The 22,391-nt window shown below is 74.6% G+C and carries 17 protein-coding genes; 9 read left to right on the forward strand and 8 right to left on the reverse strand.

All coding sequences use genetic code 11. The features are described 5' to 3' along the window. Window positions 1-652: 652 nt before the first annotated feature. Window positions 653-2,341: a diguanylate cyclase CdgB gene (gene cdgB / locus ACVWNX_RS14490; protein ID WP_454414340.1), complete on the reverse strand. Its 1,689-nt coding sequence runs from the start codon at window positions 2,339-2,341 to the stop codon at window positions 653-655. A 513-nt stretch (window positions 2,342-2,854) separates the two neighbouring features. On the opposite strand from cdgB, the gene ACVWNX_RS14495 reads away from it, so the two are divergent. Beyond that, a complete protein-coding gene (locus ACVWNX_RS14495) occupies window positions 2,855-3,430 on the forward strand; it encodes a flavin reductase family protein (protein WP_454414341.1) in 576 nt (191 codons plus the stop codon). Window positions 3,431-3,562: 132 nt separating this feature from the next. Here the strand turns inward: ACVWNX_RS14495 and arfB are convergent, their stop codons facing one another. The 3 genes from arfB to ACVWNX_RS14510 form a co-directional block, all read right to left on the reverse strand. Further along, entirely contained in the window at window positions 3,563-3,991 is a 429-nt protein-coding gene (gene arfB / locus ACVWNX_RS14500; RefSeq protein WP_454414342.1) for an alternative ribosome rescue aminoacyl-tRNA hydrolase ArfB, read from the reverse strand. A 94-nt stretch (window positions 3,992-4,085) separates the two neighbouring features. After that, window positions 4,086-5,468 carry an FG-GAP and VCBS repeat-containing protein gene (locus tag ACVWNX_RS14505; RefSeq protein ID WP_454414343.1) on the reverse strand — a complete coding sequence of 461 codons (1,383 nt, stop codon included), beginning with the start codon at window positions 5,466-5,468 and terminating at the stop codon, window positions 4,086-4,088. Between the two features lie 182 nt (window positions 5,469-5,650). Beyond that, a complete protein-coding gene (locus ACVWNX_RS14510) occupies window positions 5,651-7,042 on the reverse strand; it encodes an FG-GAP and VCBS repeat-containing protein (protein WP_454414344.1) in 1,392 nt (463 codons plus the stop codon). 243 nt (window positions 7,043-7,285) lie between these two features. Between ACVWNX_RS14510 and ACVWNX_RS14515 the strand changes: the two genes are divergently transcribed. Then, a complete protein-coding gene (locus ACVWNX_RS14515) occupies window positions 7,286-7,861 on the forward strand; it encodes a TerD family protein (RefSeq protein ID WP_454414345.1) in 576 nt (191 codons plus the stop codon). A 595-nt stretch (window positions 7,862-8,456) separates the two neighbouring features. Here ACVWNX_RS14515 and ACVWNX_RS14520 read toward each other — a convergent pair. Continuing rightward, entirely contained in the window at window positions 8,457-9,893 is a 1,437-nt protein-coding gene (locus ACVWNX_RS14520; RefSeq protein WP_454414769.1) for a M1 family metallopeptidase, read from the reverse strand. Between the two features lie 1,002 nt (window positions 9,894-10,895). Continuing rightward, on the reverse strand, window positions 10,896-11,525 hold the full coding sequence (locus ACVWNX_RS14525) for a GlcG/HbpS family heme-binding protein (RefSeq protein WP_454414346.1): 630 nt from the start codon (window positions 11,523-11,525) through the stop codon (window positions 10,896-10,898). A 692-nt stretch (window positions 11,526-12,217) separates the two neighbouring features. Here ACVWNX_RS14525 and ACVWNX_RS14530 point away from each other — a divergent pair. The 4 genes from ACVWNX_RS14530 to ACVWNX_RS14545 all read left to right on the forward strand — a co-directional run bounded on the left by ACVWNX_RS14530 (window position 12,218) and on the right by ACVWNX_RS14545 (window position 17,095). Beyond that, window positions 12,218-13,501, forward strand: coding sequence for a sensor histidine kinase (locus tag ACVWNX_RS14530; protein ID WP_454414770.1), 1,284 nt, complete (start codon window positions 12,218-12,220; stop codon window positions 13,499-13,501). After that, window positions 13,498-14,184 carry a response regulator gene (locus ACVWNX_RS14535; protein ID WP_454414347.1) on the forward strand — a complete coding sequence of 229 codons (687 nt, stop codon included), beginning with the start codon at window positions 13,498-13,500 and terminating at the stop codon, window positions 14,182-14,184. The genes ACVWNX_RS14530 and ACVWNX_RS14535 overlap by 4 nt, the downstream gene beginning before the upstream one ends. Window positions 14,185-15,053: 869 nt before the next feature. Continuing rightward, window positions 15,054-16,289, forward strand: coding sequence for an LLM class flavin-dependent oxidoreductase (locus ACVWNX_RS14540; protein WP_454414348.1), 1,236 nt, complete (start codon window positions 15,054-15,056; stop codon window positions 16,287-16,289). Window positions 16,290-16,594: 305 nt separating this feature from the next. Then, window positions 16,595-17,095, forward strand: a complete 501-nt coding sequence (locus tag ACVWNX_RS14545) for a hypothetical protein (protein WP_454414349.1) — start codon at window positions 16,595-16,597, stop codon at window positions 17,093-17,095. 28 nt (window positions 17,096-17,123) lie between these two features. Here the strand turns inward: ACVWNX_RS14545 and ACVWNX_RS14550 are convergent, their stop codons facing one another. Beyond that, window positions 17,124-17,618, reverse strand: coding sequence for a hypothetical protein (locus tag ACVWNX_RS14550; protein ID WP_454414350.1), 495 nt, complete (start codon window positions 17,616-17,618; stop codon window positions 17,124-17,126). A gap of 188 nt (window positions 17,619-17,806) precedes the next feature. Next, window positions 17,807-18,472 carry a pentapeptide repeat-containing protein gene (locus ACVWNX_RS14555; RefSeq protein WP_454414351.1) on the reverse strand — a complete coding sequence of 222 codons (666 nt, stop codon included), beginning with the start codon at window positions 18,470-18,472 and terminating at the stop codon, window positions 17,807-17,809. Window positions 18,473-18,712: 240 nt separating this feature from the next. Here ACVWNX_RS14555 and ACVWNX_RS14560 point away from each other — a divergent pair, with 240 nt between their 5' ends. From ACVWNX_RS14560 to ACVWNX_RS14570, 3 genes are all read left to right on the forward strand, one after another. Continuing rightward, the gene (locus ACVWNX_RS14560; RefSeq protein WP_454414352.1) at window positions 18,713-19,822 is read left to right on the forward strand and encodes a zinc-binding dehydrogenase; all 1,110 of its coding nucleotides are present in this window, start codon (window positions 18,713-18,715) and stop codon (window positions 19,820-19,822) included. A 242-nt stretch (window positions 19,823-20,064) separates the two neighbouring features. Beyond that, entirely contained in the window at window positions 20,065-21,615 is a 1,551-nt protein-coding gene (locus ACVWNX_RS14565; protein ID WP_454414353.1) for an MFS transporter, read from the forward strand. Between the two features lie 142 nt (window positions 21,616-21,757). Continuing rightward, window positions 21,758-22,357: a dihydrofolate reductase family protein gene (locus tag ACVWNX_RS14570; RefSeq protein ID WP_454414354.1), complete on the forward strand. Its 600-nt coding sequence runs from the start codon at window positions 21,758-21,760 to the stop codon at window positions 22,355-22,357. Window positions 22,358-22,391 lie beyond the last annotated feature (34 nt).

Genomic DNA, 22,391 nt, shown 5'->3' on the forward strand with positions numbered 1-22,391 from the left:
TCGGGGGTTGCCCGCGCAGTTCCCCGCGCCCCCTTCGGGACGCTCTGGTGCGGTCGCGTTGTCCGGTGCGGGTGTTCGGGGGTTGCTCGCGCAGTTCCTCGCGCCCCTTTGGGGCGCTCCTGAGCGGGGCGGGGGCCGTGTTGGGGAACGGGGGCTGGTGTCGGGGGTCGGTATCCGTGAACGGGGGCGGTACGGGCCCCGTAAGGGGCGCGGGGAACTGCGCGAACGGCCACAACGGGCCCGCGGACGAGACCCGCCCGGACGGCCCCGGACCCCGCCACCCCAGCCGGGACGCACCGAAGGGGCGCGGGGAACTGCGCGAACGGCCACGACGGGCCCGCGCGGAACCGACGAGCGAAGGGCCCCGCCCCACGGCCGGAGGCCCGGACGACGGCAGGAGTCCCCGACGCCCGCCCGAGGGGGCGCGAGTGCCCGGGGATGTGCCCCGGGGCGCGGGTGCCCGGAGGGCGGCTGCCCGGGGGTGCGGGTGCCCGGGGGCGCGGGTGCCGGGAGGGGGGCTGCCCGGGGGCGCGGGTGCCCGGAGGGCGGCTGCCCGGGGTGCGTGGGCCCGGGATTGGCGGGGCCCGGGGAGCTCGGGCCCCGGGCTCCGGGAGCCCACCGGGGGGCCGGAGCCGGGGAACGGGGGCGGGGGTCAGCCCGCTCTGCGTTGTTGTTTGGCGCGGGCCCGCTTCTCCACGTACATGAGCTGGTCGGCAGACTTCAGCACCTCTTCGGCGGTCATCCCGCAACAGGCCCAGCCGATGCCGAAGCTCGCGCCGACCCGGACCGCCCGGCCGTCCACCCGGATGGGCGGGATGATCGCGTTGCGCAGCCGCACCGCGAGGTCCTGGGCGTCCGCGCTGCCGAGGCCGTCCGCGAGGACCACGAACTCGTCGCCGCCGAGCCGGGCGACGGTGTCCCCGTCCCGGACCCCGCTGGTGAGCCGTCGGGCGACCTCGATGAGGACGGCGTCCCCCGTGTGGTGGCCGAACCGGTCGTTGATCGACTTGAAGCCGTCGAGGTCGCAGAAGAGGACGGCCAGGCCCTTCGTCCCGTCGTCCTGCTCCCCCTCGGGGGCGACGACGTGGACGTGGTCGTAGCCGACGACGGGTTCGCCCGCCGGGGTGTCGAACCGTTCGGCCGCCCGGGCCGCCCGTTCCGCGAGGTCCTCCGCCTGGTCGAAGCCGTGCGCCCCGGGCCCGCCGTACGCGGCGTCCGCCGTCTCCCCCGCCCCGTCCCGCGCGGCGGCGCCCTGCGGGCGGCGACAGAGCCGGGAGGAGAGCCGGGCCCGCAGCTCGGCCGCGTTGGGGAGCCCGGTGAGCGCGTCGTGGCTGGCCCGGTGGGCGAGCTGGAGTTCGCGCCGCTTGCGCTCCTCGATGTCCTCGACGTGGGTGAGCAGGAAGCGGGGGCCGTCGGCGGCGTCCGCGACGACCGAGTTCCGCAGCGACACCCAGATGTAGGTGCCGTCGCGCCGGGCCAGCCGCAGTTCGGCGCGCCCGCCCTCCGCCGAGGTCCGCAGCAGGGTCCCTATGTCCTCGGGGTGGACCAGGTCGGAGAAGGAGTAGCGGCGCATCGCGGACGCCGGACGGCCCAGCAGACGGCACAGCGCGTCGTTGGTGCGCAGGATGCGTCCGTGCTGGTCACCGCCCATCTCGGCGATGGCCATGCCGCTCGGCGCGTACTCGAACGCCTGCCGGAAGGACTCCTCGCTGGCCCGCAGCGCCTGCTGCTCGCGCTCCAGCCGGACGAGCGCCCGCTGCATGTTTGCTCGCAGACGCGCGTTGCTTATCGCAATGGCGGCCTGGAACGCGTACATCTGGAGCGCCTCGCGCCCCCACGCGCCGGGGAGCCGCCCGTTGCGCGGGCGGTCCACCGAGAGGACCCCGATCAGCTCTCCGGGGAGGCCGCCGTTGGCGTAGAGGGGGGCCAGGAGGCGGTCGGCGGGGTGCCACTCGTCCTCGAACCGGGGCTCGGGGCCGTCGGTGTACCACTGCGGGACGTCGTCCTCGTCGAGGACCCAGCCCTCGCTGTGCGGGATGAAGATCAGGCTGCCCCAGCGCTCGCCCATGCCGAGCCGCCGGTCCCACGAGGTGCGCGAGCCGACCCGGCCGGTGATCAGCGCCTCGGCGGACGCGTTCCCGGCGAACGCGGCGACGACGAGGTCCCCGTCCGGCCGGACGAGGTTGACGGCGGCCAGCTCGTAGCCCAGCCCCGTGACGACCCCGTTGGCGACGGTCTGCACGGTGTCCGCGAGGCTGCGTGCCGTGTTCATGTCGGCCATGACCTGATGCAGCTGCCGCAGGGTCGCAAGGCGGACGTACGGCTCCGACTCGGTCTCCATGCTTGCCCTCCCCGAGACGTCGGCGGCAACTCCAGCGTTATCTCATCGGCTGAGTGCGCCCGAGTGCACCTGAGTGCGGCGTCCCCGCCACTGAATCACAGTGAGCTGTCCAGCCGGTACACAGGGTCAACAAATATCGGGCGCTGTGACTCATGTCACATCTAACGAATATGCCAATCGACGCGCATAGACAGATCCGTGCCCCGTTTGCTGCGCGCAAACCCTGAGGCCACCGTGGCCCCGCTTGACGGGCGTTTCCAGGGTCGCGGGAGGGCGGTGCAGAGGGGCCCGGGGGGCGCATTCGACACTCCGGAATATGCTTCCGGAAATCGCCGAAAAGGGTTTTGGATACATACGGCGTTGGGTATACACATCCATTTCCCTTCATGGGGGTAAGCCGACCGTACCCCGGCGACCCCCGCTCCCGGGGGGAAACCGGTCCTATGGACCTAGGACCGGTCTCGATCCCTGGGCCGATGCGGCGCGGGACGGTCCACGGCTAGCGTGACGGGCGTGCTGAAGACCTCCCTGCCCGTGCCGTCCCCTCCCGCCGACGCCCCGGCCGGGCATCCTGGGGGAGTGAGCCACGACGAGTTCCGCGCCGCGATGTCCCGCCTGGCCGCGGGGGTCGTGCTGGTGACCGCCCACGAGCCGCCGCTGTCGCCCCAGGGGCCCCGGGGCGAGGACGTCGGCATGACCGCGACGGCCTTCCTCTCGGTCTCCCTCGATCCCCCGCTGGTCCTCGTCAGCCTGCGCGAGGGCTCCCGCATGGACGACCTGCTGGCGGAACAGCCGCACTGGGCGGTGTCCGTCCTCGCGGAGAGCCAGCGCCACATAGCGGGCCGGTTCGCGATGAAGGGCCGGATCAGCGACCGGCTGCTCTTCGAGGACATCCCCTACGCACGCGGCGAGGTCTCGGGCGCCCCGCTGGTGGGCGGGGCGCTGGCCACCCTGGAGTGCCGCACGGAACAGCGGGTCCCGGCGGGCGACCACGTCCTGGTCATCGGCCGCGTCCTCACCGCCGACCTGCCGAGCCCGGACGGCGGCCCCCTGACGTACTTCCGGGGGCGTTACCGGACGCTGGGGTAGCCCCCCCACCCTTCCGGCCTTCCGGCCCGTCCTCGTCCCCTTCCCCGTCCCCCGTCCCTCAGGCCGTCCCCCGGTCGTCCTGCGGGCAGGGGTCCGGTCGTCCTGCGGGCAGGGGGACGGCCCGGGTGCCGGTCAGCCCCAGTCGCGGCCGGAGCGGCCCCGCTTGGTCTCGGCGCGGGCCTTCTTCTGGCGCAGCCGCCGCTCGTTGATGCCCCGGGGGATCCGGGTCGCCTTGCGGGGCTTCGGCGGCGGCGCGGTGGCCTCGGCGAGCAACGAGGCGAGCCGGACGGCCGCCGTCTCGCGGTTGCGCCACTGGGAACGGTGGTCGGAGGCCCGGACGGTGACCACCCCGTCCACCAGCCGGTCGGCGAGCCGGGCCAGCGCCCGGTCCTTCCAGACCTGCGGCAGCGCGGTGGTGCGCGCCAGGTCGAAACGCAGCTCCACCTGGGAGTCGGTGGTGTTGACGTGCTGGCCCCCGGGCCCGGACGACTTGGAGAAACGCCACATCAGCTCGGCCTCCGGGAGGAGGACCGAGCCACGGATGACATGAGGACCGGACATGGGGTCCATGGTCGCGCCCCCGGGGCGTCCGCGTCACCCTCATTTCGGGGGTGGGGGTACCCGGGGCCGGGTCCTCCGGCCCCGGGTACCGGGTCTACGGGAGTTCGGCTTTCAGCTGGATCTCCCGGGCGTCGGCGGTGCGTACGCCGCCGGGCCCACCGGGTACGACCACGCTGAGGGTGCGCCATTCGGACGCCAGGACGTCCGCGTGGCCATCGCGGTCAAGGTCACGGACCGCCAGATATTGACCGAACTGACCGTATTCGACTGGTTCACCAGGGATGCCCCGGGTGGCGCGGCTGAACCACTGCGAGCCGGTGCCGGTGAGCCCGCGCGGGCCGCCGCGCAGGACGTGCACCCCGCCCGCGGCCCGCGTACCGGCCACGGTCTCCCCCTGGGCGCTCACGGCGAGGTCGGGATAGCGATCACCGTCGATCTTCCCGGTGGCGATCCGCGCGCCGAAGTCGTCCTCCGCGCGGGCGCTGGTCGCGACGCCCCGGGTGGACTGGGTGAGACGGTGGGACGCGCCGGGCCCACCGCTGCCGCCACGGACCACGAGCACGGCGCCCCGGAACGAGCGGTACTTCTGTTCCCGCAGCGCGAGGTCCCCGTAACCGTCACGGTCGAAGTCCGCGATGACCCCGCGAACGCCGAGGTACGGGAAGTCACGCTTGACCGTCCGGTACTTGCCCGACCGGACCGTGGTGCCGCCGCGCAGGAACCACACGTCCGAGGTCAGCAGGGACCGCGCCTGGTCGTAGCCCTGGCCGAGGACGTAGAGGTCGGTCGCCCGGTCCTTGGTGACCTTGCCCGCCACCAGTCCGTGGGTCTCCATCAGACGGCGGTGCTCATGCCGGGTCACCGCGCCCGTGCGACCGGTCCGGGAGGAGAAACCGCCCCGGTAGACGTACACGCTCGAATGGTCGGCGACCGCGAGGTCGGGCTTGCCGTCACCGTTGAAGTCCCCGGCGGCAAGGGCCCTCCCGAACTGCTTCCGGCTTTCGGAGTGCCGGACGGACAGGGACGTCGCCTTGGCGCCGAGCCCCGACCGCGAGCCCCACACGATGACCACCATGCCCCGCACGGCCCGGCCGCCCACCTTCTCGTACGAGTCGCTCACGGCCACGTCGGCGTAACCGTCCCGGTTGAAGTCGGCGGTGGCCAGTTCCTCACCGAAGTACTCGCGGTCACTGAGTGAACGGCCAGGTATGCCACGGCTGTTCTGGGTGAACGTCTTGGTCCGGGAGCCCGGGCCGGTCGCGGTCCCGTACGTCACGGTGAACTCCCCGGAGCCCGACTGCGCGTAGTCGCGGAAGCCGTCCCCGTCGAAGTCGTCCACGTGCTTGGCGGGCGCGGCGGCGGCCGGGCTCCCGGCGGCCGTCAGCAGACCTCCGGCGAGGGCGGCGGTGAGGGCCGCCGCGAGGACCGGACGTGATCTCAAGTGCCAGGACAACGCGCTCTCCCGTGTTCTTGTCATGGACGCACCTCGCGCGGTGCGCGCCCGCAAGACTCACCCGGGGGGCCGGGGGTTGTACGCGCTCGGAGTCTTTCTTCTTCCGGTGCCCCTCCCCCGCGCCCCTTCGTTCCCCTTTTTGTCTCTTCGCGTTCCTTCGTGCCCGTTCCGGGCCGGGCGGCGGTGGTCCGCCCGGCCCGGACGGCCTAGGGAAGGTCCGCGGTCACCGGGACCTCGTAGGCGTCGGCGGGCCGTACGCCGTCGCGTCCGCCGGGCAGGACCACGCTGCTGGAAGCCCGCTCCTCGCCGTCCCGGTAGGTGTCGGACGCCATGACGTCCGGGTGGCCGTCGCGGTCGAGGTCGCGGCCGGCGAGGCTGGCGCCGAACAGCCCGCCCCTGGTGGGTTCGCCGGGGACTCCCGGGGTGGCGCGGGTGATCCACCGCGAGCCGGTGCCGGTGAGGCCGCGCGGGCCGCCGCGCAGGACGTGCACCCCGCCCGCGTACCGGATACCGGCCACCTCCTCCCCGACCGCGCTCACCACGAGGTCGGGATAGCGGTCTCCGTCGAGGTTCCCGGTGGCGACCGCCGAGCCGAAGTTGTCGTCCTCGCGGGAGCCGGTCGCGATGCCCGGGGTGTCCTGGGTGAGGCGGCGGGCGGCGCCGGGGCCTCCGCTGCCGCCGGGGATCACGACCACGGCGCCGCGCCGCGTCCGGTGATGGGACTCCGGCACCACCAGGTCCCCGTAGCCGTCGCGGTCGAAGTCCGCGATGACGCCCTCCCTGAAGAGCTCCTTGGCGCGGTAGGCCCGGTGGCCGCCGAAGTGGATCTTGGCGCCGCCGCGCAGGAGCCACACGTCCGAGGTCGACTCGCGCCGTTCCCGGTCCCAGCCACTGCTGAGGAGATAGAGGTCCGTCGTCCGGTCCTTGGTGATCTTGCCCGCCACCAGTCCGGTGACATGCCTCAGATCGCGGTGTTTGTGGAGGGTCACCGGTCCCGTGCGGCCGGTCCGGGAGGAGAAACCGCCCCGGTAGACGTACACGCCGTCCGCGTCCAGGACCGCGAGGTCGGGCTTGCCGTCGCCGCTGAAGTCCCCGGTGGCGAGGGCCGAACCGAACCGCTTGCTCCGGTCGGGGTTCCGGATGGGCAGTTCCGTGGCCTTGGCGCCGAGCCCCGAGCGCGAGCCCCACATGATGATCACCATGCCCCGCGCGGCCAGGCCGTTCGCCTTCTCGACCGGGTCGCTGACGGCCAGGTCGGCATAGCCGTCCCGGTTGAAGTCGGCGGGGGCCAGATTCACGCCGAAGTAGTCGCTGTCCTCCACATAGCGCTTGGGCTCTCCCGGGATGCCGGGCCCGGCCTGGGTGAACTCCTCCGTCCGGGAGCCGGGGCCGGTCGCGGTCCCGTACGTCACGACGACCTTTCCATGGGTCCGCTGGACGTAGTCGCGGAAGCCGTCCCCGTTGAAGTCGTCCGCGTGCTTGGCGGGCGCGGCGGGCGCGGCGGCGGCCGGGCTCCCGGCGGCCGTCAGCAGACCTCCGGCGAGGGCCGCGGCGGTGGCCGTCGCGAGGGCGAGACGTGATTTCAGTCGCCAGGACAAGGGACTCCCCGTGGTTCTCGTCTGGTGACGCACCTCGGACGGTGCGTGCCCCACGGGGACTTGACCCGCCGGGGGCACCGATGGTTGTACGTCCTGGATCATCGTTGATTCGAACGTGTGATCGACAAGCGAAGAAACGCGGGGCACCAGGAACCTTGAGGCACTCACGCGGCGTTCATAGGGATGACGGTAACTTCGTCCTCGGTACGAAGACCGACAGATCACTAGGAAAGGGACATCCCCATGGCTGTAAGCCTGTCCAAGGGCGGCAACGTCTCGCTCACCAAGGAGGCACCGGGTCTGACCGCCGTCACGGTGGGCCTCGGCTGGGACGTCCGGACCACCACCGGCACCGACTTCGACCTCGACGCCTCGGCCATCGCCGTGAACAACCAGGGCCGGGTCTACTCGGACGGTCACTTCGTCTTCTTCAACAACAAGCAGACCCCGGACCAGACGATCGTCCACACCGGTGACAACCGGACGGGTGAGGGCGCGGGCGACGACGAGGCGATCAACGTCAACCTGGCCGCGCTCCCGGCCGACATCGACAAGATCGTCTTCCCGGTCTCGATCTACGACGCCGAGTCCCGCAGCCAGAACTTCGGCCAGGTGCGGAACGCGTACATCCGCATCGTCAACCAGGCCGGTGGCTCCGAGATCGCCCGCTACGACCTCAGCGAGGACGCCGCCACCGAGACGGCCATGATCTTCGGCGAGCTGTACCGCAACGGCGCGGAGTGGAAGTTCCGCGCGGTGGGCCAGGGCTACGCCTCCGGCCTCGTCGGCATCGCCCAGGACTTCGGCGTCAACGTCTGACGTCCGCCTCTCTCCCCTCCCCCGGCGTCCGTCGGGCCCTCGTGGTCCGTCCGCACGTGTGTGGGGCGTGGAAGGCCCCCGGAACCGAGCAGGTCGTTCCGGGGGCCTTGCGGTTGCCCCGTACGGGGGGGGTGCCCGCGCGGTTCCCCGCGCCCCTGTCGGGTGCGTCCCCTGGCCGGGTGCGCCGTGCGGTGCGGGTGCGTTGTGGTTGCTCGCGCAGTTCCTCGCGCCCCTATTGGGTGCGTCCCGGGCTGGGTGCGCCGTGGAGTGCGGGTGCGTTGTGGTGTTCGCGCAGTTCCCCGCGCCCCCATTGGGTGCGTCCTGGCCGGGGGCGTCGTCCTGTGCGGGTGTGTTGTGGTTGCTCGCGCAGTTCCTCGCGCCCCTGATGGGGCCCGTGTCTCTCCCCCCCGTCCGTCCACCGGCACCGGCTCGTTTCCCGCTGATGGCCCCGTACCGCCCCTCGGTTCCGTTCGCCGACGCGGACGGGCCCCGATAGGGGCGCGGGGAACTGCGCGAGCGGCCACGACGGGCCCGCGCGCAACGGACGGCCTGAGGGCCCGGACCCACGGCCGCAGGGCCCGACAAAGAGCACGGGTCAGGGGCGGGGCGGGCGGCCCTCGCCGTAGAGCCAGTCGGCCCACACCCGGCGCAGCGCCCGGCGGTGCCGGGGCGCGAACCGCTCGACGTACGCGGTGAAGACCGCCGTGTCGACCGTGCCGTGGCGGTGCGCGGCGGGCCACTCCCGCAGCAGCCTCCGGAACGTGGCGTCCCCGATCGTGTCGCGCACCCGTTGCAGGACCATCGCGCCGCGCTGGTAGACGGGGGCCTGCGAGATCCGCGCCGCGTCCGGCGGAACGGCGGGCGGAAAGGCCCAGACGGCGGCGTCCGCGCCGGGCTCGTCGTAGTAGTCGCCCCGGTGGAGCGCGTCGAAGACGCTCCGCGCGGTGCGTCCCCCGTGTTCCTCGTCCCACAGCCACTCGGCGTAGGTGGCGAACCCCTCGTTCAGCCACATGTCCCGCCAGGTCCGGGGGGTGACCGAGTCCCCGTACCACTGGTGGGCCAGTTCATGGACGACGAGGAGGAGGTCCGGGGCGCCCGGGTACACCGGACGGGTCTGGGTCTCCAGCGCGTACCCCGCGTCGCCGGTCCGCTCCACGATCGCCCCGGTGGAGGAGAACGGGTACGGGCCGAAGGAGCGCTCCGCCCAGGTCAGCACCTCGGGGAGCCGGGCCAGCGTCTTCCGGGCCGCCTTCGCCTCCCGGGGGTCGACGGCCGTGTGCACGGACAGGGCGCGGCGCCCGTCGCCGTCCTTGACGCCGTCCGTCTCGGTGAGCGGATCGGCGTCCAGGGTGCCGGTGGTGACCTCGAAGCGGCCCACCGCCACGGTCGCCGCGTAGCTCGCGAGCGGTTCGGCGGCGTGCCAGCGGAAGGTGGTGCGGCCGTCGGCGGTGCGGGTGCCGCGCGGTTCGCCGTTGGAGACGGCCGTCAGCCCCTCGGGGACGGTGACCGCGATGTCGTAGGCGGCCTTGTCGCCCGGGTGGTGGTTGCCGGGGAACCAGGCCATGGAGCCGGTGGGCTGGCCCAGCGCGACGGCCCCGTCGGCGGTGGGCAGCCAGCCCTCCTCCGAGCCGTCCGGGTCGGTGACCGTCCGGGGGCGGCCCGCGTAGCGGACGGTGGTGCGGAAGTCCGCGCCGCGCGTCACGGACGTCCGGGGGCGGACGGCCAGCTCCTGACCGTCGCGTTCGACGCGGGCCGCCGCGCCGTCCACGGTGACCGAACGGACCGTCATCCCCAGCAGGTCCAGATGGAAGGCCGCGAGGTCCTGGGTGGCCCGGGCGGTGAGGGTCGCGGTGCCGGTGAGGTGACGGGTGCCCGGTTCGTAGGTCAGGGCGAGGTCGTAGTGGGTGACGTCGTAGCCGCCGTTGCCCAGCAGCGGGAAGTACGGGTCGCCCGCCCCGGCTGCCCCCTCGTTGCGGGCCCCGGGCCCCGCCGCCAGGGGTGGGACGCAGCCCGCAGCGACGGCGAGCGTCAGGGTGAGGGCGAGGCGGGGGAGGGCGGTTCGGGTGCGGGGGGTGCGCGGAGCGCGTTGGGCGCGCGGGGCGCGTCGGGCGCTTGGGTGGGGGTGCCGGGGGTCGTGGGCGGGGTCCACACCGGGATCGTATGCGGCACGAGGCTGGGGCGCCTGCCCTCTCCGTTCCGGAGCCGGTCCGGTCGCTGTCCCGGCCGGGGCTCGGCCCGGTCCCCGTCGCCGGGTCGGTGGGCGTTCTCCGTCGCCTGGTGTGGTGTGCGGGGCGGTGGTGGACCGGGAGGTCCGGGGGAACGGGAGGTCCGGGGGCCTGGCGGTCGTCGGGCCGGTCCGTGCGGCGGGTTGGGGGTTGCTCGCGCAGTTCCTCGCGCCCCTGTCGGGTGCGTCCCCTGGCCGGGGGGCGTCGTCCTGTGCGGGTGCGCTGTGGTTGTTCGCGCAGTTCCCCGCGCCCCTATCGGGGACGCTCTGGTGCGGCTGAGCCGTGGAGTGCGGGTGCGCTGTGGTTGTTCGCGCAGTTCCTCGCGCCCCTTTCGGGGCGCTCTGGTGCGGCTGCGTTGTCCCGTGCGGGTGCTCGGGGGTTGCTCGCGCAGTTCCCCGCGCCCCTTTGGGGCACTCCCGAGCGGGACGGTGCCGACGAAACGGGACCAACCTGGTCCTGTCCGGGGCCAGACCGAACCAGGGCCGGGGCGAGGCCGGGGCCGGGGCGAGGCCGGGGCCGGGGCGAGGCCGGGGTGGGTGAACGGGGACGGTGCGGGCCCTGTCAGGGATCGGGAACGGGCAGGGCCCCGTCAGGGGCGCGGGGAACTGCGCGAACAGCCACGGACGAGCCGCGCGGAACCGACGACCGAAAGGCCCCCCGCCGAAGGCCCCGAGGGGCAGCCGAAGGGGCAGCCGAAGGGGCAGGGCGCCAGGGGACCCGGGTACGGGACCCGGTGTACGCGGGCCGGGGTGCGGGACCGGGGTACGCGGGCCGGAGTACCGGGCCCGCGTACCCCGGGACGCGCGGGGTCAGCGGTTCAGGGCCGCGACGCCCGCCTTGGCGAACTTCTCGTCCAGGTCGCCCGACGGCGCACCCGCCACGCCGATGCCCGCGACCGGCGCGCCCTTCACCGTGACCGGCGCGCCGCCGCCCAGGAAGAGGGTGCCGGGGATGTCCTTCAGGTTGGGGGTCTGGGCCAGCCGCTTGACCAGCTCGGACGTGGGCGCGTTCCAGGAGACGGCGGTGAACGCCTTCTTCTCGGCCGACTCGTACGACTGCGGGCCCGCCCCGTTGCCGCGCAGGGTCACCAGGGTGTTGCCGTTGCGGTCCACCACGGCGACCGTCACCCGCTGGTTCTCCTTCTCGGCCGCGTCGAGGGCGGCCTGGGCGGCACGGGTCGCGGCGTCGACGGTGAGGTGCGTGGTCTGCTGGAGGTGACGGCTGGTGGCGTCGGAGGTCACCGTCGAGCGGCTGGCGGCGGCCGGGGACTCGGCGCTCGCCGACACCGCGCCGAACGTCCCGGCGGCCAGCGCGCCCAGGGCGAGGGCGCCCACGCCGAGGCGGGCCCGACGGGAGAAGCGGCCCCCGGCGCGGTGGCGCGGCTCGGTCGTCGCGGTGGTGGCGGTGGTGGTCTCGGCGGTCTCGGGGGTGCGGTTCATGGTGACGGGTCCTGCCCTTCGGTGCTGCGTTCCGGCTCCCGGCCGGTGGGGCCGGGGTGGCCGGTGCGGTGGTGACCGGCTCTGCTTCGATCCTCGGGCCGGAACCGGCGCCGGGGCGTCGGCGTACCGGCCACCGCCGGGGCGCGGGTCGGTCGACCCCGGGGTCAACCGATCGGATGACCCCGGCGGCGGACCACCGGGTCACAATGGGAGGTATGCCGGAAACCGAACCGGGTCCGGGAAGCGCGCGGCCCCGGGACCCCCAAGCCGCCGTACCCAGCGCCGGACCGGACCCCGCCTCCGGCCCTGACTCCATTCCTGACCCCGGCATCGGTACCGGTATCGGTCCCGATCCCGGTCCTGGTACGGGGACCGGCGCTCCCGCTGGTCCGGTGTCCGAGCCCGCTCCCGAGTCCGCGTCCAGGGCCGCGTCCGAATCCGGGGCCGCTCCCGGGCCCGAGCCCGAGCGCGCGTCCGCGTCCGCGTCCGCGCCCAGAGCCGGGGCCGGGGCCGCGTCCGGGCCCAGAGCCGTTCCCGAGCCGGAGGTCGGGGCCGCATCCGAGGCCGGGGACGTTCCCGGTCCGGAGGCCGGAGTCACGTCCGGGGCCGGGGACGGTCGCGGGCCGGAGGTCGGGGCCGGGTTCGTGGTGGGGGCCGGGGCCGACCCGGACGCCCGGTGGCTCGCCGCCGTGATGCACTCCGCGTTCTTCCTGCTGCTCGGCGCCTCGCTCGCCCGGTTCCTGCTGCGCCACCCCGGGGAGCCCCGCACCCCGTGGGTCATCGCGCTGTCCGTCGCCCTCGCCCTGCTGTACGTCCTGGGCCCGGCCCTCGGCAGCGGCCCGCACCCGGGGGAACCGTCCAGCGGGACACCGTCCACCGGAGAGCCGCCCGCCAGCGAACCGTCCGGCGGAAGGCGGTCCGGAGGACGGTCCGGCGGGTGGTGGCGGCCCCGGGCCCCCGTCCTGCCCTGGCTGGGGCTGGTCGTCGCGGTGTGGGTGGTCCTCGTCGTCCTCGCGCCGAGCTTCGCCTGGTGCGCGGTGCCCCTCTTCTACACCGGGCTGCGCACCCTCCCGCCGCGTCCCGCCCTCGCCCTGATCGCCGTCCTCACCGCGTTCGTCGTGGCCGCCCAGCTGCGGCTCGCGGGCGGCTTCGACCCCAATCTGCTGCTCGCGCCGCCCGCCGTCGCCGCCATCGCGACCGCCGGGTTCGTCCATATGCAGCGCCAGACGGCCCGGCAGCGGGCGCTGATCGACGATCTGATCCGCACCCGCCGCGAACTCGCCGCGACCGAGCGCCGCGCGGGCACCCTGGCCGAGCGGCAACGGCTCGCCATGGAGATCCACGACAGCCTCGCCCAGGGGCTGTCGAGCCAGCGGATGCTGCTCCAGGCCGCCGACCGGGTGTGGGACGCGAACCCGGCGACGGCCCGGGCGCACGTGCGCGCCGCCGCCTCGATCGCGGAGCGCAGCCTCGCCGACGCGCGGCGCTTCGTCCACGACCTGGCCCCCGCCGACCTGGCCGAGGGCGGCGGGCTGGTGGCCGCGCTGCGCCGGGTCGCGGCCCGTGAGTCGCGCGCCGAACTGCCGGTGCGGTTCCATGTCGAGGGCACCCCCGCCGGGCTTCCCGAGCGCACCGAGTCGGCGCTGCTGCGGATCGCGCAGGGCGCCCTCGCCAACGTCCGGGAGCACGCCGGGGCCACCACCGCGGCGGTCACCCTGACCTGTCTGGGCGACCAGATCGTCCTCGACGTCGCGGACGACGGCCAGGGGTTCGTCCCCGAGGACGTCCCCGGGTCGCCGACCGGGGTGCGGGGGCACGGACTGCCCGCGATCCGGGCCCGGGTGCGCGCGCTGGGCGGCACCCTCAGCATCGAGTCGGCACCGTCCGAGGGCACGGTCCTGACGGTGTCGGTGCCCCTGCCCGATCCCTCCCGGCCCTCCCGGCCCTCCGGACCCTCCCGATTGGAGCGGCGATGAGCCCGCACGACGACCACGGCCACGGCGGCCCCCGCACCCCGGACGGCACCTCCGGTGGGGGTCGGCCGCCCGTGCGGCTGCTGCTCTGCGACGACCACGTGGTGGTCCGGGCGGGGCTGCTCGCGCTGCTCGGCAGCGAACCGGACTTCGAGGTCGTCGGGGAGGCGGACGGCGGGGACGAGGCGGTCGCCATGGCCGCGAAGCTGACGCCGGACGTGGTCCTCATGGACCTCCAGCTCGGCGAGGGCATCGACGGGGTGGAGGCCACCCGGCGCATCGCCGCCGACGGCGGCCGGGTGCTCGTCCTCACCACCTACGACACCGACGCGGACATCACCCGGGCGATCGAGGCGGGGGCCACCGGCTATCTGCTGAAGGCGGAGCGCCCGGAGGAGCTGTTCGCGGCGATCCGGGCCGCCGCGCAGGGGCGCACCACGCTGTCGGCGCCCGTCGCCAGCCGGGTCATGGAGCGCATGCGGAGCCCGCGCCCGTCCCTCACGGACCGCGAGCGGGACATCCTCGGGCAGCTCGCCCGGGGGCTCGGGAACCGGGAGATCGCCCGGGCCCTGTTCATCAGCGAGGCGACCGTCAAGACCCATCTCGGCCGCATCTACGACAAGTTGGGCGTGGACACCCGGGCGGGCGCGGTGGCCGTGGCCACGGAGCGGCGACTGCTCGCCTGAGGGTCCCTGGGGGCGCGGCCCGGCCGAGGGCGGTGGGCCACCTGCCCGGGACCGGCCGCGACGCCCGTTCGGGGACGGTCCCCCGGCGCCCGTTCGGGGGCGGGGGCGGCGCCCATTCGGGGGTGGTGGCGGCGCCCGTTCAGGGACGGTCCCTCTGGTACCCGTTCGGGAACGGTCCCCCGGTACCCGCTCGGGGACGGTGGCGGCGCCTGCTCGGAGACGGTCCCGGTACCCGTTCGGGGGCGGTCGTCGTACCCGCTCCGGGACGGTCGTGGCACCCCGTCCGGACACGGTCGCCGTGCCCGGACGCGCGCTCCCCGGGCCGGTGGCGGCGCGGGCGCCATGGCCCCGTCGGGGCGGGGCCATTACGCTGGCCGTCGATCGACCACGAACCGGACCGTGCGGAAGGGGCGCCCATGCGTCGGCTGACCAGGCGCCGTCACATCGACCTCGCACGGGTGACGAGTTCGGGCTGTCGCCCCGGCCGCTGACACCGCCGTTCCCCGGCGCCGCGCCCGGTTACGAGCACGGCGCCCCGGACGACGTCCCGTACCCGTACCCGTACCCGTAGCCCGCTCGTCGACGAAACCGACCCCTGACGCCACTGTCGCCGTCGTGGTCGTGGTCGTGGTCGTGGTCGTCGCCGCCCCGCTGTCCTCGCCGCCGCCGCTTCCGTCGCCGTAGCGGGGCCCGGCTGTCGCACCCCCGCCGTCGGCGGCACGTTCCCGGCACTCCCCCGCCCCCCTCCCCTTCGCCCCCGCTTCCCGTGCTGGTCCTTCCCGGTGGTCACGGCGTGTCCGAACGCCTCGGCGCGCCCCGGAGACGGGCCGGGACGGCCGGACGGCCCCACTCGCAACGGAGAGATCCCCGTGACACTCACCTTCCACTGGTTCCTGCCCACCAACGGGGACAGCCGCCACGTCGTCGGCGGCGGACACGGCACCACCGTCACGGCGGCGGGACGCGTCCGGCCGCCGACCGTCGCCTATCTGACCCAGATCGCCCGCGCCGCCGAGGAACTCGGCTTCGTGGGGGCGCTCACCCCCACCGGCGCCTGGTGCGAGGACGCGTGGCTCACCACCGCGATGATCAGCCAGCACACCGAACGGCTCCGGTTCCTCGTCGCGTTCCGACCCGGGTTCCTCTCCCCGACGCTGGCCGCGCAGATGGCGTCCAGCTACCAGCGGCAGACCGGCGGCCGTCTGCTGCTGAACGTCGTCACCGGCGGCGAGAGCCAGGAGCAGCGCGCGTACGGGGACTTCCTCGACAAGGACGGCCGCTACGCCCGCACCGACGAGTTCCTGGGCGTCGTCCGGGGGCTCTGGGACGGCCGGACGGTCGACCACCGGGGCGAGCACCTGCGCGTGGAGGGCGCGCGGCTCGGGCAGCTGCCCGAGCCCGTCCCGGAGATCTACTTCGGCGGGTCCTCGGCCGCGGCGGGCCCGGTCGCCGCCCGGCACGCGGACGTCTATCTGACCTGGGGCGAGCCCCCGGCCCAGGTCGCCGGGAAGATCGCCTGGATCCGTTCGCTGGCGGCGGCCGAGGGGCGGAGCCCGCGCTTCGGCGTGCGGCTGCACGTCATCACCCGCGACACCTCGGAGGAGGCGTGGAACGAGGCCGCCCGGCACCTCGCGGGGTTCGGTCCGGAACGGATCCGGGAGGTCCAGGAGGGACTGGCCCGCAGCGAGTCCGAGGGGCAGCACCGCATGCTGGCGCTGCACGGCGGGAGCCGGGACGGGCTGGAGATCCACCCCAATCTGTGGGCGGGCGTCGGTCTGGTGCGCGGCGGCGCCGGGACCGCCCTGGTCGGCAGCCACGGCGAGGTGGCCGACCTGATCGAGGAGTACCAGCGCGCCGGGGTGGACGAGTTCGTGCTGTCGGGCTACCCGCACCTGGAGGAGGCGTACTGGTTCGGTGAGGGGGTGCTGCCGCTGCTGGCAGCACGGGGGCTGTGGGCCCGTCCCGACGGGTCCGTCCCCGGCGGGTCCGCGCCGGACGGCATCGTGCCTGACAGGTCCGCGCCCGGCGGGTCCGCGCCGGACGGGTCCGGTCGGTCCGCCCCGGTGGCGCCGGTCCCGTCGCCCGTGGTGCCGCTGCCCAGGTGAGGCCGACGGCCCGTCGCCCCGGTACGACGCGGCCGGTACCGGGACGGCGGGCCGCACCCGGGCCGTCCCGGAACGGTGGGCGTACAGGGCGGCGGGGCCGTACCGGCGCGACGGGCCGTACCGGCGCGGGCGCGGGCCGCCGTGGCCCGGGAACACGACGGTCGGCACGGGCATGGGCGGCACAGGCGCGGGCATGGGCATGGGCGGCGGGCGGGCGCGGTGGCAGGCGACGAGTGGCGGGCGGCGGACGTTGCGACAGGCGACGAGTGGCGGGCGGTGGGCGCGGGGCGTGACACCATCGAAGGGTGCTCGACATCGGCTACGCCCTCTCCAACCGCTTCCCGGACCCGCCGCAGACGGACTACCGGCGGGCGGACGTCCGCGCGCTGCGGTACGACCTGTTCTGCGGGGACGTGTACCTCGCGGACACCGAGACGGACCGCGAGCTGTCCACGGCCTGGGGATGGGTGCCCGTACTGGACTTCGCGTGGGCGCTGTGCGACATCGTGGAGCGGCTGGACCGGAACCCGCTGGGGTCCCGGGCGTCGGAGCCGCAGTACGCGGAGCTGGACTTCACCGAGTCGACGGACCGATTGCTGTTCGAGCGGCGGTTCGGCTGGGTGGACGTCGAGGCGGAGTGGCGTCCGGTGGGCGACAAGCCGCTGTCCTTCGCCCACGCCGAACTGCGCCGCGAGGCCCGGGACTTCCTCCACGACCTGCTCGCGGACCTGATCGACCTGCACGAGGACCTGGCGGAGAACCCGACGGTCTGGACCCTCCAGTCCCGCTTCCCCCGGCTGCCCTGAGGCGCACCGACCGGGCCGCGCCGCGACGCTACGGCTTCATGGGATCGCCGTCGCCCAAGGCCAGCCACCAGACGCCGTCGGCGCGGGTGAGGTGCAGCCGCTGTTCGCTTCCGTCCGCGAAACGGAACGAGACGTCGGCCAGACCGGGAACGACGGGGTCCGCCACCACGGCCCGCACCGGCCGGTCCGCCGCCGCGCCGAACCCGGAGATCAGATCCCGCGCGGCCGCCTCCCGGCCCGAGTACCAGGGGGCGCCGATACGGGCCAGGTCCTCGGCGTCACCCGCCCGGAGACGCTGGACGTAGACCCTCAGCAGGTGCTCGGTCTCGCGGGCGAGCCGTGCGGCCTCGGGGTAGTCGGACTCGGCGGCCCGGACCGTCAGACGCGCCTCGGGAGCGTCCCGCAAGGCGTAGGGCGCCGGATCGTCGCGCCACAGCCACCAGCCCAGGACGCCCGAGGCCACGCACAGCGCGACGACAGCCGCGATGAGCCGCCCGACTCCCGGCCGCCTGAACCCCGTCACCCCGCCCGTCACCCCCGCAGAACGACCCGAACGACCCTCTGGATACGTGTCCATGTGCCCCCGCTGCTCCCCTGCTCCACAGGTCCGCCGCCCCGCCGGGTGCGCCGGTCCGTCCATTCTGGTCCGGGTGCCGAACCGTCCTTCCACCGGGAAGGGACGGCACCCGGCCCGCCCGGGCCAGCGCGGCCTCACCCCTCCACCCGCACCCCCGCCTCCGCCGCGAACAGCCACGACAGGTCCAGTAGTTGCGCCGGGCTGATGACCGCCCCGCGCAGTCCACCGGCACCCCGGGACGTCTCCAGCCCGCTGGCGCCCCGCAGGTCGACGTCGCTCATCCGGGCCGCCGTGAAGTCGGTGCCCTTCAGCACGCAGTCGTGGAACTCCACCCGTTCCAGCACGGCGCCCCCGAAGTCGGCCTCCGCGAGGACCACGGACTCGAACACCACGTCCCTGAGCCTGGACTGACGGAGGTTCAGGTAATCGATCTTGCCGCCCCGGACCACCACCCGCTCCAGGGTCGCGCCGTGCAGCTGGACGCCGCCCAGCCGGGCGTCCACCAGCTCGACGTCCCGCAGCACCGCTTCCGCGAGGTCCGTCCCGACCCCCCGGGCCCCGGTGAGGACCGTGTCGGTGAACCGGGCCCGGGTCAGCCGGGCGCGGTCCAGCACGGGGCCCGTCAGACGGCAGTCGAGGAAGTGGGCGCCGCCGCCGTCCCCGTCGGCTCCGTCGAGGTCCGTGAACTCCACCCCGTCGTAGTCGCCGTCGGGCTCCAGCCCCGCCCCGTCGAACGGGACCAGCTCCGGGAGCCGGATACCGGGCCGCTTCGCCTTCCGTACCACCGCGTCACGCGTCATCCCCCCATCCTGCACCCGGCCACTGACAGCGCCCCGCCCACGCGCCCGGACCGCGCCCACTCCGGGCGCCCCCGCCCCCGCCCCCGGCCCCCTGTCCCGGCTCCGGCTCCGGCTCCGGCTCCGGCTCCGGCTCCGGCCGACGGTTGACGGTTGACCTCAAGGCTGCTTGAGGTAACAGGCTTGGCGGTGCCCGGTCGGCCACCGGCCGGGCCGCCCCGCCCCGTCCCACGAGGAGTCGTCATGCGCGCCGTCCGTCTGCACAGCTTCGGCCCCGCCGAGAACCTGGTGTGGGAGGAGGTCCCCGACCCCGTCCCCGGGCCCGGCGAGGTGCTGATCGACGTCGCCGCCGCCGGGGTGCACGTCCTGGACACCGCCCTGCGCGCGGGGGAGGCCGGACCGGGGCCGGGGCCGACCCCGCTGCCCACCATCCCCGGCCGCGAGGTGGCGGGCACCGTCGCCGCGCTCGGCGAGGGCGCCGACCCCGCGCTGCTGGGGCGGCGGGTGGTCGCCCACATCGGGATGAACCCCGGCGGGTACGCGGAGCGCGCCGCCGTCCCCGCCGCGCGGCTGCACCGGGTCCCGGAACCGCTGGACTTCGCGGCGGCGGTCGCGATGATCGGAACCGGTCGCACCGCGCTGGGGATCGTCCAGTTCGCCGAGCCCGGACCCGACGACGTGGTCATCGTCCCGTCGGCGGCGGGCGGCCTCGGCACCCTGTTGACCCAGTACGCGAAGAGGGCGGGCGCGGTCGTCGTCGGACTGGCGGGCGGACCGGCCAAGCTCGACCGGGTCCGGGCGGCGGGGGCGGACCTCGCGGTGGACTACCGGGAGCCGGGCTGGGCGGCCGTCGTCCGGGAGTTCCTGGCTGACGGCGCGCACGGTACCGGCGGTGCGGACGGTACGCACCCGAACGGTACGGGCGGCACCGGCACGCATCCGGACGGCACCGGCGGGCCCCGGGGCGCGACCGTCGTCTACGACGGGGTGGGCGGCGACACGGCCCGCGCCGCCGTGGACCTGCTCGCCCCGGGCGGACGGCACCTCGTCTTCGGCTGGTTCGGCTGGTTCGGCAAGGACGGCGGCACCGGCGAGGACGACGGACCGTACCAGCCGGACGAGGCGTACCTGCGGGAGCGGGGGCTGACCTCCACCTACGTCCTGGGCCCCCGGATGCTGGAACGGGTGGGCGGCGGGAACCCGCTGCGCACCCTGGAGACCCGGGCGCTGGAGCTGGCGGCGCGGGGGGCGCTCGTCCCGGCCGTCACCCGCTACCCGCTCGCGGAGGCGGCCCGCGCGCACCGGGACCTGGAGACCCGCCGGACCGCGGGCAAGGTCGTCCTGGAGCCCTGAGCCACCCGGGCCAGGCGGCACCCCGGCCAGGCGGCACCGGACCACACGGCGACCGGACCACACGGCGACGGGGAACGCGCCCGGACAGGACGGACCACGGACCACGAGCGACGGACACCACACGGCACGGACACCACACCGCACGGACACCACGAGGGACGGACGGACCACTCCCCCGACCGCCGCCCGACAGCGCCCGGGCCGCAGATGCGATCCGTCCCGTTCCATGGTGTTCTGTCAGGGTGAGTACGCCCCCGAGCGGTGCCCCCGCGGCCGGACCGGCGGCGGGGTCGGCGGCCGACGGGGCCGCGCCGGACCGCCACCGCTGGTGGGGGCTCGTCGTCATCGCGCTGGCCCAGCTGATGGTGGTGCTCGACGCGACGATCGTGAACATCGCCCTGCCGTCCGCCCAGCGGGACCTCGGCATCTCGGACTCCAACCGGCAGTGGGTCATCACCGCGTACACCCTGGCGTTCGGCGGTCTGCTGCTGCTGGGCGGACGGATCGCCGACCGGGTGGGCCGCAAGCGGACGTTCGTCATCGGGCTGGTCGGCTTCGCCGTGGCGTCCGGGCTGGGCGGCGCGGCCGTCAGCTCCGGGATGCTGTTCGGGGCGCGCGCCCTCCAGGGCGTGTTCGCCGCGCTGCTCGCGCCCTCCGCGCTCTCCCTGCTGACCACCTCGTTCATCGACCCCCGTGAACGGGCCCGGGCCTTCGGGGTCTACGGCGCCATCGCGGGCGGCGGCGCCGCGATCGGACTGGTCATGGGCGGGGTGCTGACCGAGTTCCTGTCGTGGCGGTGGTGCCTGTACGTGAACGTGCCGATCGCCGTGATCGCCGTCGCCGGGGCGCTGACCCTGCTGCACGACCACCCCGGGCACCGGGAGTCGGCGCTCGACGTCCCCGGGGTGCTGCTGGGCTGCGGCGGACTGGTGGCGATCGTCTACGGGTTCAGCGAGGCGGAGCCGCGCGGCTGGACCGACCCGCTGGTGCTGGGGCTGCTGCTGGGCGGGGTGGCGCTGCTGGCCGCGTTCGTGGTGTGGCAGACGCGTTCCCCCCATCCGCTGCTGCCGCTGCACGTGATCCGGGAGCGCAACCGCGCGGGCTGCTTCCTGACGATGGCACTGGTGACGATCGGGCTGTTCGGGACCTTCCTGTTCCTGACGTACTACCTGCAGACCGTCCTCGGGTACTCGCCGCTGAAGGCGGGCGTCGCGTTCCTGCCGATGACCGCGGCGATCATCATCGGCTCCACCCAGGTGTCGGCACGGCTGATGCGGCGCGTGTCGCCGCGGGCCCTGATGGTGCCGGGGCTGGTGCTGGCGGCGGGCGGGCTGGTGATCCTGACCCAGCTGACCGTGCACGCCGAGTACGCCACCCACGTACTGCCCTCGGAGCTGCTGCTGGGGCTGGGGATGGGCATGACGTTCATGCCGGTGATGGCGACCGCGACGCTGGGCGTCGCGCCCCGGGACGCCGGGGTCACCTCCGCCACCGTCAACACCTCCCAGCAGGTGGGCGGTTCGATCGGGACGGCGCTGCTCAACACGATCGCGACGAGTTCCGCGAGCGCGTACGTGGCGGCCCGGCTGACCCCGGCCGAGGCCCGGGACCCGGCGGCGGTGGCCCGGCTCACCAACGTGGGCGTGGTGCACGGCTACACGGTCGCCATCTGGTGGGCCGTCGGGATCATGCTGCTGGCCGCGGTGGTCGCCGGGACGATGGTGACGGGCCGTCCCTCGCCCCATCCGGAAACCGTCGCGGACCCCCGCTCCCGGCCCGTTCCGGAACCGTGAACCACCGGGTCGGCCGCCCCCTCCGTCACCGGGAAGTCGTCATGTCGTGAAGTCGTCATCTGCCCCTGTGGACGATGAGTTCACGCAGGTAGGGCAGTCTGTGCTGACATCAGCACCCGGTGACCGAAGAGGAGCGTGTTCCGTGCGCATAGTGATCAGCGAGTTCATCAGTCTGGACGGGGTCGTGCAGGCACCGGGCGGACCGGAGGAGGACACCGACGGCGGGTTCGCCCACGGCGGCTGGTCCCACCCGTTCTTCGACCCGGAGGTCGTCGGCGGCTTCATCGACACCGCGCTGTCCTCGGCGGACGCCCTGCTCTTCGGCCGTCGCACCTGGCGCACGATGGCCGGGGCGTGGCCGGAGCGGGCCGGTGACCCGTTCGCCGACCGGATGAACACCATCCCCAAGTACGTGGTGTCGGGCACCCTGACCCCGGCGGACCTCCTCACCTGGGAGAACTCCACGCTCATCCCCGCCGAGGGGGCCGTGGCCCGGCTGCGGGAGCTGAGCGGCACCGCGGGCGGCGACCTGCTCGTCATGGGCAGCCCGTCCCTGGTGCGCACCCTGCTCTCGGAGGACCTCGTCGACGAGCTACGGCTGATGATCATGCCGGTGCTGCTGGGCGGCGGGAAGAGCGTGTTCCCCGTGGACGGCGGACTGCGCACCCTGGAACTGGCCTCGGCGGTCACCAGCCCCACCGGGGTCCAGGTCACCACCTATCGCCGCGCGGCGGGCAAGTAGGAGGCCCCGTCCGCGCCGTCCGCGCCGTCCACGC

It is taken from the genome of Streptomyces sp. JNUCC 64 (assembly GCF_054484115.1).